14 protein-coding genes are annotated in these 15,786 nt (G+C 56.9%); 2 read left to right on the top strand and 12 right to left on the bottom strand.

All coding sequences use genetic code 11. From position 1 onward, the window contains the following. Positions 1–120: 120 nt before the first annotated feature. On the top strand, positions 121–852 hold the full coding sequence (locus SK54_RS00200; RefSeq protein ID WP_015570202.1) for a response regulator: 732 nt from the start codon (positions 121–123) through the stop codon (positions 850–852). Here the strand turns inward: SK54_RS00200 and SK54_RS00195 are convergent. From SK54_RS00195 to SK54_RS00170, 6 genes are all read right to left on the bottom strand, one after another. Beyond that, entirely contained in the window at positions 834–1,853 is a 1,020-nt protein-coding gene (locus SK54_RS00195; RefSeq protein WP_023295771.1) for a carbohydrate kinase family protein, read from the bottom strand. The genes SK54_RS00200 and SK54_RS00195 overlap by 19 nt on opposite strands. Beyond that, entirely contained in the window at positions 1,853–2,713 is an 861-nt protein-coding gene (locus tag SK54_RS00190; RefSeq protein WP_023295772.1) for a ketose 1,6-bisphosphate aldolase, read from the bottom strand. The genes SK54_RS00195 and SK54_RS00190 overlap by 1 nt, the downstream gene beginning before the upstream one ends. Before the next feature lie 10 nt (positions 2,714–2,723). Further along, a complete protein-coding gene (locus SK54_RS00185; RefSeq protein WP_017382640.1) occupies positions 2,724–3,410 on the bottom strand; it encodes a D-lyxose/D-mannose isomerase in 687 nt (228 codons plus the stop codon). Positions 3,411–3,531: 121 nt separating this feature from the next. Continuing rightward, complete coding sequence (locus tag SK54_RS00180; RefSeq protein WP_003860240.1) at positions 3,532–4,473, bottom strand: ABC transporter substrate-binding protein; 942 nt, start codon at positions 4,471–4,473, stop codon at positions 3,532–3,534. 28 nt (positions 4,474–4,501) lie between these two features. After that, on the bottom strand, positions 4,502–5,497 hold the full coding sequence (locus SK54_RS00175; RefSeq protein WP_003860239.1) for an ABC transporter permease subunit: 996 nt from the start codon (positions 5,495–5,497) through the stop codon (positions 4,502–4,504). Between the two features lie 2 nt (positions 5,498–5,499). Then, complete coding sequence (locus SK54_RS00170; RefSeq protein WP_023302933.1) at positions 5,500–7,014, bottom strand: sugar ABC transporter ATP-binding protein; 1,515 nt, start codon at positions 7,012–7,014, stop codon at positions 5,500–5,502. Between the two features lie 181 nt (positions 7,015–7,195). On the opposite strand from SK54_RS00170, the gene SK54_RS00165 reads away from it, so the two are divergent. Beyond that, positions 7,196–9,493: a hybrid sensor histidine kinase/response regulator gene (locus SK54_RS00165; protein ID WP_015570208.1), complete on the top strand. Its 2,298-nt coding sequence runs from the start codon at positions 7,196–7,198 to the stop codon at positions 9,491–9,493. On the opposite strand, the gene alsK is transcribed toward SK54_RS00165, so the two are convergent. The 6 genes from alsK to alsR form a co-directional block, all read right to left on the bottom strand. Then, positions 9,426–10,370 (bottom strand): allose kinase, encoded by a 945-nt coding sequence (alsK, locus tag SK54_RS00160; RefSeq protein WP_032620751.1) that lies wholly within the window; start codon positions 10,368–10,370, stop codon positions 9,426–9,428. The two genes, SK54_RS00165 and alsK, sit on opposite strands and share 68 nt — an antisense overlap. Continuing rightward, on the bottom strand, positions 10,354–11,049 hold the full coding sequence (gene alsE / locus SK54_RS00155) for a D-allulose 6-phosphate 3-epimerase (RefSeq protein WP_015570210.1): 696 nt from the start codon (positions 11,047–11,049) through the stop codon (positions 10,354–10,356). Before alsE ends, alsK begins: the two co-directional genes overlap by 17 nt. Positions 11,050–11,059: 10 nt before the next feature. Continuing rightward, the gene (alsC, locus tag SK54_RS00150) at positions 11,060–12,040 is read right to left on the bottom strand and encodes a D-allose ABC transporter permease (RefSeq protein WP_023302935.1); all 981 of its coding nucleotides are present in this window, start codon (positions 12,038–12,040) and stop codon (positions 11,060–11,062) included. Next, complete coding sequence (gene alsA, locus SK54_RS00145) at positions 12,019–13,551, bottom strand: D-allose ABC transporter ATP-binding protein AlsA (protein ID WP_048246561.1); 1,533 nt, start codon at positions 13,549–13,551, stop codon at positions 12,019–12,021. Before alsA ends, alsC begins: the two co-directional genes overlap by 22 nt. Before the next feature lie 76 nt (positions 13,552–13,627). Further along, a complete protein-coding gene (gene alsB, locus SK54_RS00140) occupies positions 13,628–14,563 on the bottom strand; it encodes a D-allose transporter substrate-binding protein (RefSeq protein ID WP_015570212.1) in 936 nt (311 codons plus the stop codon). Positions 14,564–14,627: 64 nt separating this feature from the next. Next, positions 14,628–15,518 carry a MurR/RpiR family transcriptional regulator gene (gene alsR / locus SK54_RS00135; protein WP_048246559.1) on the bottom strand — a complete coding sequence of 297 codons (891 nt, stop codon included), beginning with the start codon at positions 15,516–15,518 and terminating at the stop codon, positions 14,628–14,630. Positions 15,519–15,786 lie beyond the last annotated feature (268 nt).

Below are 15,786 nucleotides of genomic sequence, written 5' to 3'. Positions count from 1 at the left end.
ACGTGTCGAAAGGGCAGGGGATGTGACATGGATTGAATTTCCGTCACGTAAAAAACAATTAGGCTGGAGCCAGCGGCAGAATGGTTCAGACTTAACATAATTCCCTGACGGAAGCATGCGATGAAACCGGCGATTCTGGTGGTTGATGATGATGTCGCAGTCTGCGAACTGCTACAGGATGTGCTCAGCGAGCACGTCTTTACCGTGCTGACGTGTCACACCGGTCAGGACGCGGTGAACCGTGTCCAGCAGGACCCCGGCATTGCGCTGGTTCTGCTGGACATGATGCTGCCGGATATCAACGGATTACAGGTTTTGCTGCAACTGCAAAAGCAGCGACCGTCGCTACCGGTGGTGATGCTGACGGGGCTGGGAAGTGAATCAGATGTGGTCGTCGGGCTGGAAATGGGCGCCGATGATTACATCGGAAAACCGTTCAATCCGCGCGTGGTGGTCGCCCGCGTTAAGGCGGTGCTGCGTCGTACCGGCGCGCTGGACGCGGAGCCTGCCGCGCCGCGCGTTGAAGGTATTACCTTTAACGGCTGGACGCTGGACACCACCCGCTGCGAGCTGAGCGATCCGCAGCGTAATACCGTGCCGTTAACCCAGGGCGAATACGGCCTGCTGCTGGCATTAACGCAAAACGCCCGCCGGGTACTGAGTCGTGAACAGCTGCTGGAGCTGACCCACAGCGAAAGCGCCGAGGTCTTTGACCGCACTATCGACGTGTTGATCATGCGGCTACGGCGAAAAATTGAGGTCAATCCGCACCAGCCTTTGCTGATCAAAACCATTCGCGGTCTGGGCTATGTTTTTGCCACGGACGTTTCCCATCATGAGAAAGCCGCCTGACCGTTCTCCTGAATAAACGCCTGAAGCTCGGCCAGCGTTTTCGCGCCGTCAATCGCATTGGCCGCCAGCAGGCTGGCCCGCGCGCAGGCGTGCGCCAGATAAATACTCTCGGTAAGCGACAGCGATTCATGGCAACCGTATAAAAAGCCTGCGCAAAACGCGTCGCCCGCACCGACGCTGCCGATAATCTCGTCCTGCGTCAGCTTCCACGAAGGAACCCATTGCCCTTTTTCACCCGGCGCTTCACCCCATGCCCCTTCCGGACAGTGGATCACTACCCGCTGCCGCACGCCTGCCGCCAGCAACTGTGCGGCAGCGTCGGCGATATGGACCATGTTCAGCGCACCATGACCGTCGCGGATCTCAAGCCCGCTAAACTCACCGGCTTCCAGCTCGTTAATCACCAGATAATCAAGATGGCGCAGGGCAGGGAGCACCAGCGGCTGATAGCGCGGATCGCCCTTGCGGGAGACCAGATCGAGCGAGGTTTCATACCCCTGATCGCGCATCTGTGCCAGTAACCGCGCGCTGCGGGTGCCAAACTCCTCGTCCGGCATGTCCAGGCTGTCGAGCAGCAGCAGATAGCCGAGATGGAAGATCTTCAGCGATCCGTCTAAACGATCGAAGGCGGGAAGATCCAGCAGGCGGTTGGCGCCCGGCGAGTGGAAAAAGGTGCGCTGTCCGCTGGGGTCGGTCATCACCTGCGACATCGACGTTGGGGCGAACGTTGTACGCTGCACGCGCTGGCGATTGACGTGATACTGGTCGAGCATCGCCAGAATATAGTCTCCGTCGCTGTCTTCCCCAATCAGCCCCACCGCCTGTAACGGCAGGCCGACGTGCATTTTCGCCAGCGTCAGCAGAACGTTGAGCGGCGCACCGCCGGTTGAGCGTTCGCTGTGGGTGATTTCCGCCAGCCAGCCGCGCTCCGGCCACTGCACGATCTGATGAACGTGATCCACCAGCATGTTGCCTGCGGCGATAATCCCTTTGCGTTCCATTATGCCTGCCCCGCGCTGCCGAAGATGCGCATCTGCTCCGCGACCGTATCGGTAATGGCCTCTTCAATGCCCAGCAGCAGTTCGGCAAACTCATCGTACAGCGGCTGGCGGTTTGCCATGCGCTGCTCAACGGCGGCGAGCGCGGCCTGCGACATGCCGGTATAGAAGTTGATTTTATGAATGCCCAGCTCGATGGCGCGGCGGAAGTCGGCATCGCTGATGCCAGAGCCGCCGTGTAACACCAGCGGCAGGCCCGTCTGCTGGCGAATGGCGTCCAGACGGGGGAAATCAAGCTTCGGCTCGCCCTTGTATTTGCCGTGCGCGTTGCCAATGGCGACCGCCAGCGCGTCGATACCGGTTAAATCGACAAACTCGCGCGCCAGCTGTGGGTCGGTAAAGAACGCTTCATCCGCATGCCCATACAGTGCGCCGCCTTCATCTCCGCCGACTGCGCCCAGCTCCGCCTCCACCGAGACGCCCACCGCGTGGCACATCTTCACCACTTCCCGGGTCTGGCGGATATTTTCCTCATAGCTCAGCGTCGAGCCGTCGAACATCACCGAGCTGAACCCTAAGCGCAGGGCGCGCACGACGGCCTCAAAATGCAGCCCGTGGTCGAGGTTCAGCACCACGGGAATATCGTGACGGGCGGCTTCGAACTTCACCGCTTCAACAAGCGACTCCAGAGACACGTACTTAAAATGCACTTCGGCGATGTTGATGATAAACGGCGAGCGTTCCTGTTTCGCCGCGGCAAACAGCGCGCGCAGAAAATGGGAGTCGAGAACGTTGAACGCGCCCAGGGCGTAGCGGTGTTCTCTGGCGTGTGCCAGACCGTCGGCAAGAGAAATCAATGGCATCATTCACTCCTTATATCCGAAACAGGTTGTACTCGTTGCACAGCACCAGCACCGCCGGTTCGTCTTCTTCGATGGTGTTGTAGCGATCGATGGGCTGTAAAAAGTGGTTGTCGTGTTCATCGTCATTGACCGACGACACTTCGCCCACCAGCACGTCGCCAAAGCCGCGTTCACCCCAGAAACTGTGGTACAGGCCGGGCGTCAGGCAGATGCTCTCCCCTGGCGTGAGGCGCAGCTGGCTGCCGGGCGCGTGCGTCTGCCGACAGCCGTCTATCGTGACGATCACGTCGGTGTTTTCGGTCTCCTCATGCGCGCCCGCATTCCATAACTCAATAATCAGATTCCCGCCGCCGCGGTTGATGATGTCCTCCCGCTTGCGCCAGTGGAAATGCATCGGCGTCACCTGGCCGTCGCGCACGTGCATGATTTTTTCGGCATAGCACTTCTCATAAGGCACGCCGTTGGGGGAGCCGTTGCGCAGGGTGAACAGCGTTAACCCCTGTGCGGCAAAGTGGTTGCCGCCAAACGCCGTCACGTCCCAGCCGAGCCTGAGGTCGAACACCTCCTGCCAGGCGGCCTGGTCAAGCTGCTGCCATTTTGTTGGCGGAAAGCTGGCAAACGGCGGGAGATGCACGTCGTGCATGGAGAAGAACTGCCGCGTGTGGCCGAGGATTTCATTGATGTCGGAGCGTTTCATGGGGACTCCTTGAGTTTTATGCCACCCCCTCACCCCGGCCCTCTCCCTCAAGGGAGAGGGGGAGTAAGTTCCCTCTCCCCGTGGGAGAGGGTTAGGGTGAGGGCATCAGGCCGCACCGGGTTTACTTAACCGTCCACCCCTTATACGTGCCGACGTTCTTTTTATCGATCATCGTCACCGGGATCAGCACAGGCTCTTTCGGCGCAGGTTTGCCCTGGAGAATGTCATAGCCAATCTCCACCGCCTTCGCCGCCATCACCTGCGGATCCTGCGCCGGCGTCGCCACAAACAGGGAGTTTTCGCGCTTCAGAGCTTCTTCACCGTCCGGGCTGCCATCCACGCCAACGATAAAGAACTCATTGCGTTGCGCCTGTTTCGCTGCCAGATCGGCGCCGATCGCCGTCGGATCGTTAATTGCGAATACGCCGTCGATCTTCGGATTGGCCGCCAGCAGGGAGGTCATGACCTCCAGTCCGCCTTCGCGGCTGCCTTTGGCGTTCTGATTATCCGAGAGCACTTTGATATCCGGGTGGCGCCTGAACTCGGTCTGGCAGCCCTCCACGCGGTTTTGTACCGCAGAAACCGGCGGCCCGTTGATGATCACCACGTTGCCTTTACCTTTCAGGCGGTCGGTTATGTACTTACAGGCCATCTCCCCCGCCTGGGTGTTATCGGAGGTGATTGTCGCATCGGCCCCTTCCGCCGCCACGTCAACCGCCACGACCACGATCCCTGCCTCTTTGGCGCGTTTTACCGCCGGGCCGATCCCTTTGGAATCCGCGGCGTTGAGGATGATCATGTCCACTTTCGCCGCAATGAAGTTATCGATCTGCGACACCTGCTGGCCCAGATCGTACCCGCTGGAGACCAGCGTCACCTTGACGTTATCTCCCGCCAGCTTGCGCGCTTCCAGCTCGGCGCCTTTGGTGATCTGCACGAAGAACGGGTTAGCCAGGTCGCCCACCGTCACGCCGATGGACTTCAGATCTTTTGCCTGCGCAAACGGGGTTGCGGCCAGCAGCGCGCCAGCACAGAGCGCGGTCACTAAGGGCTTTAATCTCATGCTGTATTCCTCACGTAGGGTATTGTTGTTATGCACTTTGATGGTGTCGGGTACGGTATTTGTCGATCAGCACCGCTATGATGATCACCGCCCCTTTGATCACCAGTTGCCAGAAGTAGGAGACGCCCATCAGCGTCATGCCGTTGTTGAGGGTGGCGATGATCAATGCACCGACCAGCGTGCCGGTGATCGTGCCGATCCCGCCGACGAAGCTGGTTCCGCCGAGGATCACCGCCGCAATCGCATCCAGCTCGTACCCCGTGCCGAGGTTGCCGTTGGCGCTGTAGAGGCGCGAGGCGCTCATCACGCCGCCTAATCCCGAGAGCAGGCCGCTCATGCCGTAGACAAACAGCAGCACCAGCCAGACCTTGATGCCGGTTAAGCGTGCCGCCTGCATATTGCCGCCGACCGCATAGATGTGAACGCCGAGGGTTGTGCGACGCAGAATAAACCAGCACACCACAATCACCGCCAGGGCGATCACCACCAGCCACGGAATCGGGCCGAGGTAGTTGTTGCCGATCCACTCGAAGTTAATGTTGGAGTTAATGACCGTCGTGCCGTCCGCCAGCAGATACGCCGCGCCGCGCAGTGCCGTATAGGTGCCGAGGGTGACGATAAACGGCGGCAGCCCGGCAAAGGCCACCAGCGCGCCGTTGAACAGCCCCAGCACCATACCGAGCATCAGCGCCGCCGGAATGGAGAGCATCGCAAATTCCGGGATAAGCGAGACCACCATCGCCGCTACCGCCGTAGTGCCCAGAATCGAGCCCACAGAGAGGTCAATCCCGCCGGTCAGGATGATGAAGGTCATCCCCGCCGCCAGCACGATGTTGATCGACGCCTGCCGGGTAATATTCAGCAGGTTGCTCTCGGTGAAAAAGTTCGGGGCGATAAAGCCAAATACCGCCACAATCAGGATTAAAATTGGCAAAATGCCGATCGTTTGCATCAGATCGCTCATCAGCATTTTTTTGGCGGAGGCGGATTTCGCCACCTGCTGCGGATGGGTTGGAGTTGTCATAATTACACCGCCTGATGATGTGTGTCGTTCACGCCGGTTGCCAGCGTCATAATGTTTTCCTGAGAGATGTCGCGTCCGTGGAGTTCACCCGCGATGCTGCCTTCCCGCATCACGTACACCCGGTCGCTCATGCCCACCACTTCCGGCAGCTCGCTGGAGATCATCAGAATCGCCACCCCTTTGCGCGCCATCTGGTTCATGATGCGGTAGATCTCGCTTTTCGCGCCGACGTCCACGCCGCGCGTAGGTTCGTCCAGAATCAGAATGCGCGGGCCAATCGCCACCCAGCGGGAGATCAGCAGCTTTTGCTGGTTGCCGCCGGAGAGCCCGCCCGCGCGCACCTGAGAATGCGGCACGCGGATATTGAGCAGGGCGATGGCGTCATCGGAAATAGACTGCGCTTTTTTGCGGTTCAGCCAGCCGAAGGTGGCGTCGCGCTCCAGCGTCGCCATGGTGATGTTCTCCTGCGCCGCCAGCTCCAGAAACAGCCCCTGCTCCTTGCGGTTCTCGGTAAGAAAACCGATGCCGTTTTCAATGGCCGCGCGCGGGGAGTGGATCACCACCGGTTCGCCGTCGACCTCGATCATGCCGCCGGTGGCTTTGCGCACGCCGAAGATCAGCTGCGCCAGCTCGGAGCGACCGGCCCCGACCAGCCCCGCCAGCCCGACGATTTCACCGGAGCGAACCTGCAAACTGCACGGCAGCACTTTTTTGCCATCTGTCAGGTGGTGCACGTTCAGACGCGGGCTGCCGAGCGGAATATCGCGCTCTTTGTTAAACAGATCGCTGAGCGGGCGGCCCACCATCATGCGCACCAACTCAGAGGCATTCAGCTTGTCGCGCGTCAGGCTGCCGACGTACTGCCCGTCGCGCAGGACGCTGACGCGATCGGAAAGCTCATACACTTCCGCCATGCGATGGCTGATGTAGATAATCGCCATCCCTTCATCGCGCAGGCGCAAAATCAGTTCAAACAGGCGGTGCGTTTCGCGCGAAGAGAGGGCGGCGGTGGGTTCATCCATCACCAGAATGCGGCTGTTGCGGTGCAGCGCGCGGGCGATCTCCACCTGCTGCTGCTCGGCGATGGTCAGCTTCATCACCAGGTCGGTGGCGCTGAACTGCGCGCCGAGACGGTCAATCACCGCCTGCGCCTGGGCGGCCATCTCTTTGCGCTGCACCAGCCCGCCGCGCGACAGCTCGCTGCCGAGAAAAATGTTTTCCGCCACGGTCAGGTTAGGAGCAAGCTGCATCTCCTGATAAATCAGGGTAATGCCTGCGGCCAGCGCATCCTTCGGACCTTTGATGTGAAACGGCTGACCGTCGATGAGGATGTCGCCGCTGCTGGCGGTATAAGCGCCTGCGAGGATCTTCATCAGCGTGCTTTTTCCGGCGCCGTTTTCCCCCATCAGCGCGTGGATCTCACCGGGGAAAACCGTCAAATCCACACCCTTGAGCGCGTGGAAATTGCCAAAGGTTTTGGCAATGTGGCGCATCTCTAAAACCGGGGTTCTGCTCATGGCGGATCTCCTGTGAATGTCGATATCTGTACTTCATCACAGGCGCGTAAATGCAAAATGTCAGAAGCTGTTCATATTTGTCATAGTTATGAATAGCTAATCGCCATCACATTTTCCTTTTCCCTCTCCCGGCGGGAGAGGGTCAGGGTGAGGGCACCAAACCGCAGAGGAGCCCAAACCCATGTCTTCACGCCCCCCATTCTTCACCAGCGCCCGCGGTCGCCTGCTGATATTTAACCTGCTGGTGGTGGCGGTAACGCTGATGGTAAGCGGCGTGGCGGTGCTCGGCTTTCGTCATGCCAGCCAGATCCAGGAGCAGGTGCAGCAGCAAACGCTGGATGATATGACTGGCAGCATGAACCTCGCGCGTGATACCGCGAATGTGGCGACGGCGGCGGTGCGGCTGTCGCAGGTAGTCGGTGCGCTGGAGTACAAAGGCGAAGCTGAACGGCTTAAACAGACGCAGATGGCGCTGCGCCACTCGCTGGAGCAGCTTGCCGATGCGCCGCTGGCGCAGCAGGAGCCGGCGCTGGTGGCGCGTATTATCCGCAGGAGCAATGAGTTACAGCAGAGCGTGACGGGAATGCTGGAGCGCGGGCAAAAACGGCATCTGGAGCGTAACGCGCTGCTCAGCGCGCTGTATCAAAGCCAAAGCTATCTGCGTCATTTGCAGGATATCAACCGCCGTTACGCGAGCAATGTGCCAGACGCCCGGCAGCTTGCAGAGATGGACAGGCTGATCGTTGCCGCCATTGATACCCCTTCACCGCGCGCCACGGTGCAGCAGCTGGATGCAGTAACCGCGATGTTACCCGCGAGCGCCCTGCAACCGGTGGTCAACCTGGTGCTCCCGGATTTTAATGATGAGCTGCGCAAGCTCGCGCCACTGTCAAAGCAGCTGGAGGAGAGCGATCTGTCCATCAGCTGGTACATGTTCCACATCAAGGCGCTGGTGGCGATATTAAACCGCGACATCAATCAGTACGTTGAACAGGTGGCGCAGGCCTCCCGGCTGCGTACCGCCCAAAGCCACCAGGAGCTGCGCTCCATCAGCGTGTTTATCAGCGTCTTCGCGGTGCTGGCGCTGATCATCACCGGCTGCGCCTGCTGGTATATTTACCGCAATCTGGGCTCCAACCTGACGGCTATCTCAAGGGCAATGTCGCGCCTCGCTCACGGCGAGCAGGATGTGTCGGTGCCCGCGCTACAGCGGCGTGATGAGCTGGGGGAACTGGCGCGCGCGTTTAACGTTTTTGCCCGCAATACCGCTTCGCTGGAGCACACCACGCGGCTACTGAAGGAGAAGACCTCGCAGATGGAGGTCGACCGCATCGAACGTCAGGGGCTGGAGGAGGCGCTGCTGCACAGCCAGAAAATGAAGGCGGTTGGGCAACTGACGGGCGGGCTGGCGCATGATTTTAATAACCTGCTGGCGGTGATTATCGGCAGTCTGGAGCTGACCGATTCAGCGTCACCGGACGCGCCGCGCATCACTCGTGCGCTCAAAGCCGCAGAACGCGGGGCCATGCTCACCCAGCGTCTGCTGGCCTTCTCGCGCAAGCAATCCCTGCAACCTCATGCGGTAGAGATGAAGCCGCTGCTGGAGAACCTGAGCGAGCTGATGCGGCACTCGCTTCCCGCCACGCTGACGCTGGATATTGAAGCGCAAACCCCGGCCTGGCCCGCATGGATTGACGTCAGCCAGCTGGAAAACGCCATTATCAACCTGGTAATGAACGCCCGTGATGCAATGGAGGGGCAAAATGGTGTGATCAAAATCCGCACCTGGAACCAGCGTGTGACCCGCAGCGACGGGCGCAGGCAGGATATGGTCGCGCTGGAGGTGATTGACCACGGCTGCGGGATGTCGCAGGAGGTGAAATCGCAGGTCTTTGAACCGTTCTTCACCACCAAACAGACCGGCAGCGGCAGCGGGTTAGGGCTGTCGATGGTGTACGGCTTTGTGCGTCAGTCCGGGGGGCGCGTTGAGATCGAAAGCGCGCCGGGGCAGGGAACCACCGTGCGGCTCCAGCTGCCGCGCTCGACGCTGCCCGCTTTCTCCGATGATGCCGCGCTGGCGACCACGGCCCCGGCAGAGAGTGAGCTGCTTGTGCTGGTCCTGGAAGATGAGGCGGGCGTGCGGCAGACCCTGTGCGAGCAACTGCACCAGCTTGGCTACCTGACGCTTGAAGCCGAAAACGGCGAGCAGGCGCTGAACATGCTGGACGCATCACCGGATATCGGCATGTTTATCAGCGACCTGATGTTGCCGGGCGGCCTGAGTGGTGCGGAGGTGATCGGCCATGTACGCAGCCACTATCCGCAGTTGCCGGTGCTGCTGATCAGCGGGCAGGATTTGCGCCCGGCGCATAACCCGCAGCTGCCGGACGTTCAGTTACTGCGAAAACCTTTCACCCGCGCACAGCTGGCGCAGGCGCTGCGCAAGGTGATGGCAGGAACCGGCAGCGAGCCAGGGTAGCGGCCCCCTGAGCGCCGTTAAAAGACGACGACGAGGCAGGGATAAATTTCACGGACTCATGCGGCAGCGGGCGGCGCAAATGCTGCTTTATCCCGACAATCAGCGCTTCGCGCGGAAAGCCAGGCATATCCATTACGCCGCCTCCGAGGATCACCGCATCCGGATCGAACAGATTTACACTGGTGGCAATGGCGCGGGCTGCATGATTCAGGAGTTGCTGTACGAAGGGGTCATCGGGTACGGCTGAAAAGATATCTCCCATCGCATACTCGCGGGGCTGCTGTTCGTACCACTGTTTCAATACGATACCGGAACAAACCGTTTCCAGACATCCCGGGTTGCCACAACCACAGTGCCGCGTCATATCCCCCTGTGGAATATGCCCGAGCTCGCCCGCTACGCCGTGCGCGCCCGTCCATGGAGCACCGTTTAGCCAGATGGCAAATCCCATGCCGGTGCCAAGGTAGGCCGCCAGAACCTCTTGCTGCTGGAGATTGTGTTGCACCACGTCAAACGAAAGCTGAAGGTTAACGTCGCGGGAAAATTCGACCGGGCAGCCTAGCGCATCTTCAAGTTTTCCCGCCAGATCGCGGAGCTCATTCGCCTGCAAAGGCAGATTTGGCGTCGAAATAATGGTGCGTTTGTCTTTGCCGACCAGTGCCGGAAAGCCCATGACCAGACCGCGACAGTGAACCTGTAAATGACGCAGCTGAGCCGTGATCATTTCCGTCACGCCGCACACCACACCAGAGCGGATAACCTCCGCGGTGCGCTGTTTTTCACAATGCAACACCGCACCGTCGGCCGTTTGCAGGCAAAAACGGATATGAGTGGCCCCCATATCCACTCCGGCGACGACATCAGGCTGTTTTTGCATGAGGAACAACCTCGTTTCGTGCCGACAGGATCTGCCCGGCCATAAGCTGCCATGCATCCCCGATATTCTCTGCATGGTTGAACAGACCAGACGTTCCGACGATAAAGACATCTGCGCCGGCGGCCATCAGTTTTTTATAGGTGGCCTGATTGCATGAGCCATCGATCTCAATCTCATAGCTCAGCCCTTCGCGTTCGCGCCAGGCTTTCAGCTCGGCAATTTTCTCCAGCATTTCCGGAATGAACGGCTGCCCGGCAAAGCCTGGATCGACGGTCATCACGGTGATTTTGTCCGCCTTATGAATATAGTATTTCATTGCCTCAACCGGGGTTTCCGGGTTGAGGATGAGTCCCACCTTCATACCGTGACGACGGATCTCTTCAATCAGGCGGAAAGCCTGACCGTTGATGGTCTCCGGGTGCAGTGTGATGAAGTCTGCTCCGGCCTGCGCCAGCTGGCTTATGTAGTCCTGCGGGCGAGTCACCATCAGGTGACAGTCCAGTGGTTTGGTGGCGAGCTTCTTCACCTGGCCGACAAAGAACGGAGACAGCGTCAGATTAGGCACAAAGTGGCCGTCCATGATGTCGATATGGAAGTAGTCCGCGTGCTGGTCAATAAATTCGATCTGTTCTTTGAATTTCAGCAGATCCATACACATCAGGGAGGGTGAAATTTTCATAGTGATTTCCTTACTTACTGATCAATCTGTCGAGGGCAACAGCGGCGATAATCAACCCGCCCATTACCACCAGCTGGTAGTAGGTTTGTACCTGTAAGATATTGAGTCCGTTATTGATGGTGCCGATGATGAGACCACCAATCACGACCGAGAAGATGCGGCCTTTACCGCCGAAGAAGCTGGTTCCGCCGATGATAGCGCTGGCGATGGCGTATGTTTCAAATCCCATCCCGGCCAGCGGCTCCGCTGCGCCCAGACGCGCAGTCGACACCACGCCCGCCAGCCCGGCGCATACGCCAGAAATAATGAACACCACCAGAATATGAAACTTCACGTCGATGCCGGAGTAGAACGCCGAGTTTTTGTTACCGCCCAGGGCGTAGATATTGCGCCCCAGCCGCATACGGGTGGTGAGGAACCAGAGGATCGCCGCGACGATCAGCGAGAAGATGACCGGTACGGGTATCCCGAGGACGCTGGCAGCGAAGAAGTTTACAAAGTCGAACGAGAAGCCATAGACGGAGTTAGCATCGGAAATCACCAGCGTGATGCCGCGAAAAATGGCGTTAGTACCGAGAGTGATAATGAACGGATGTAGCCCGGTCCAGTTGACCAGACAGCCATTGATCGCCCCCAGCGCGCCGCCGACCAGTACGCCGCCAATCAGTGCTGCAAAAAACGGGTCGACACCAGCCAGCATCAGTTTGGCAGTCACCATGCCGGAGAGTGCCAGAATGGCTCCGACGGACAGATCAATACCCGCGACAAGGATGGCAAAGAATTCGCCCATCCCGATCAGCACCGTTACCGAGCTCTGGACAAAAATCTGCGTGATGTTGTTGGTGGTGAGGAAGTACTCCGATGACAGCGTGCCAAAGATGGCGACTATAATCGCGAGGATAAAAAAGGTACCGTACTTGTCCCAGAACAGCGCGAAGTTAAATGGCTTTTTCTCCGCCATATCGCCTTTCACTCTTGTGGTAATGCCCATGGCATGATCTCCTCTTCGCTCATGTCGTCGCGATTGGTCAGGATTTGCGTCAGCCGCCCTTCGCAGAACACGGCGATGCGGCCGCAGACGGCGATAATTTCAGGTAATTCAGATGACACCATCAGGATGACCTTGCCTTCGTCAGCCAGCTGGCGCATCACCTTGTAGATTTCGGCCTTTGCGCCGACGTCGATGCCTCGCGTGGGTTCATCAAAAATGATGACGTCCGGGTTGCAACACAGCCATTTAGAAATCAGCACCTTTTGCTGATTGCCGCCGGAGAGTTCGGTGATGTTTTGCTCTACGCTATGGCACTTCAACGCCAGCAACTGGCGCTGTGCTTCGGCGGTCTTGCGTTCTTCATGCTCGCGAAAGAGCCCCATGGCCCCTTTATAGCCACCGTTTTTCAGGCTCTGGCTGACGGCCATGTTTTGGGCGATAGAGAAATTAGGGAAAAAGCCATTTTCGCGGCGGCTTTCGGTGATGTAGGCCATCCCTTTTTTCAACGCATCCAGAGGCGAACGCGGGGAGATGGTTTTGCCGTTGAGGCGAATTTCACCGCTCGCGCGTTTATCCACGCCGAAGAGACAGTCCATCAGTTCGGTACGTCCCGAGCCGACCAGACCAGCAAAACCCAGTATTTCGCCGCGGTTCACGCTGAACGAAATATCTCGCACTTTTTTCTTGTCCCGGCTGGTGACGTTGTTCACCTCAAACACCGTGTCGCGTTCGATGTTGCCGGTGCTCTCTTTCATGGCGTTAAAGCGGTTTTGCAGTTCGCGGCCGACCATCAGGCGCACAATGTCGTCGTTTGAAACGTCACTCACCAGGCCACTGCATACGCTGGAACCGTCTTTCATTACCGTGTAGCGGTCGCAGATGCGGCGGATTTCCGCGAGCTTATGCGAGATATAGACGATGGCGGTGCCTTCTTTACGCAGCTGATTCATGATCAAGAAAAGATAATCCACCTCTTTATTGGTTAATGAAGATGTGGGTTCATCCATAATGATCACTTTGGCATCGAGCATTAAGGTTTTCGCGATTTCCAGCATCTGTTTATGGCTGATGGATAAATTCGCTACTTTTTCATCTAAATCGACTTTTAATCCGACGCGTAAGAGCATCATCGCACCGCGAATGCGCATCTCTTTCCAGTCAATAATCCTGATGCCACAAACCTTTTTAGTCAGGTGACGGCCTATATATAAATTTTCCAGCACGGTTAATTCATCAATAACGCTGAGTTCCTGATATATAATGCCGATGCCCAGTTGTGCTGCCAGTTTATGATCCAATTTGTCGTAATTCTTTTCATTAATAATAATGGAGCCTTTGGTCGGCTCATGAATTCCCGACAATACTTTCATTAAGGTTGATTTACCGGCACCATTCTCCCCTAATAATGCGTGGATCTCATGAGGGTATATAGTTAAATCAACCGATTTTAATGCGTGAACCGGACCAAAGGATTTGCCGATCCCCGCCATCGAGATATATGGCGTGACCATGTTTATTTCCTTCTCTGTTCACCCTCTCCCTGTGGGAGAGGGCCGGAGTGAGGGCATCAAGCCGCACAGTTCTGCGTTATTTTGTCACCAGAATCGAATCCACCAACTTGAATTCAGGCGTTTTTTCCAGCGGAATGACTTTCCCGGTTTTCGCGGCATCCACCATTAATTTCAGGCCGGTCGCCCCGATGTCCGCCGGGTTTTGTGCGACGGTTGCCGTCATCTGACCGGCTTCGACCATCTTACGCGCCTCTGGAATACCATCGGTGCCGACCACCAGCACTTTGCCGATTTTACCGGCGTTTGCCACCGCCTGCGCCACGCCCATCGCCATGGTATCGTTCGCGCAGTAGAAGGCTTTCAGATTCGGGTTTCGTTGCAGCACGTTGGTTGCCACATCCAGAGCTTTAATGCGATCCCAGTCGGCGGGCTGGCTGGCAACCAGCTTAATTTGGTTTGCTTTTTTGAAGGCTTCTGTTGCGCCATTGCGGCGCGCCTCGCCCGATGCGTTACCGGCTTTACCCTCAATGATTGCGACTTCGCCCCCCTCCGCACCAAGTTTATTGATAATAAAATCGGCCCCTTTTGCGCCGACGGCCACGTTGTCCGTTGTGACAAACCCCTCTACATTGCCACCTGCTTTTTTCAGGTTATCCATATCGATTTTTTCATCGAGATTCACCAGATAGAGACCTTTCTGCCAGGCGCGCGCGACGGGCATGACCAGATTCACGGAGGAGAGTGGGGCAAAAGCGATACCCTTGTATTTTTTATTACTCAGATCTTCGAACAGCTGTAGCTGGGACTGAAAATCCCCTTCTGACGGCGAGGCAAAAATATCAACGCTTACTCCCAGGGTTTTGGCTTCATCTTCAATCCCTTTCTTCATATCCACCCAGAATGGATTGGAGAGCGTTTTTAATACCACCGCATATTCCGCAGCAGCAAACGCGCTGGTGGATAACATTAAGCCCATAGCGGCGCCGCTGAAATATTTCAGATATTTATTCATAGCAGTGTTCTCAATGTAGGATATGTTGTTGTTAATCCCGCCTGAGCAGGATTAACCTTTTAATTTACTTCAGTGCGCCAGGAGAGAAGAAATCCACAATAGCGCCGGTTTTTTGCATATTAAGTGTGGCCTGTTCGATATTTTGTTGTGCAACGGAAACAAATAACGCATCTAATAATGTAAGCTGTAATATACGCGCGGAGGCGTTGCGCCCTAATAACGGGGTCTCTGGTGCTGGCGAACAAATAATATAATCAGCAAGTTTAGCAATCGGCGAATGGTAGCTATGGGTAATACAGATAATTTTGGCGCCGTTCTTTTTTGCTAACTCAACTGCTGCTTTCACATCACTGGTGCGGCCGGAATGGGAGACCATTAGTACCACATCCCCTTCCTTCAGCAGCGATGCCGACATCATCATAATGTGCGCGTCCTGATACGACTGGCAGCGCACGCCGATGCGTAGAAACTTATGCTGGATGTCGGCGCAAATAGCGTTAGAACCCCCCACACCGTACAGATCGCGCTGGTTGGCCTGGGCGAAGAAACGTGCCGCGCGGTGAATTTCATCCACGTTCACTATCGACTGGCCTTCCATAATGGTGCGCAGCGTAATATTGAACACTTTGTTAACCACATCCTGTGGTGCTTCATCAAAAGCGAGTTCCGCAGGTAATACTTGTTCGGATTGCGAGAAGTAGTCGACCAGCGCCGCACGCAGGTTACGGAAACCGCTAAAGCCGAGCAGTTTGGCCACTTTCACGATCATCGCTTCCGACACCATCAGCGTTTCGGCAACGTCTTTAATCGCAGGCGCGCCGCTCAGGTTACCCGGCTGGAGCAGCCAGTCGACGATACGGCTTTCGTTGTCGGTCATGCCTTCCTGCTTCATGCGCAGGTACGGTGCAAGGCCAATGCCGTTAGGCAGCTCTTTTTTAAATTCTGACTGACTCATCGCTCTCTTTTGTCCTTAAAAATGAAGACGACACTATATCACCACACTCTGGCATGAAAATATGCTGGCAACTTCACAATGTTTGAAAATTCATAAAGTTTTATTGTCTGTGAAGTTTTGAGGGGCGGTTGCTTTATGATGCCCTTAAAAATCAATAACATAATTATGACACGTTAACGGATTTTAATGCATGCCGTAAGAAATATACCGTCATGAGAGAGTTGAAATGTCAAAGTCAGGGGTGTAGAACACGCGCAGAACTCGATGG

The sequence above is a fragment of the Enterobacter sp. MGH120 genome, assembly GCF_001037725.1.
GTDB classification, from domain to species: Bacteria; Pseudomonadota; Gammaproteobacteria; order Enterobacterales; family Enterobacteriaceae; genus Enterobacter; species Enterobacter hormaechei_C.
The sequence above is the reverse complement of the archived record's forward strand: the minus strand, read 5'-3'. Positions and strand labels throughout refer to the sequence as shown.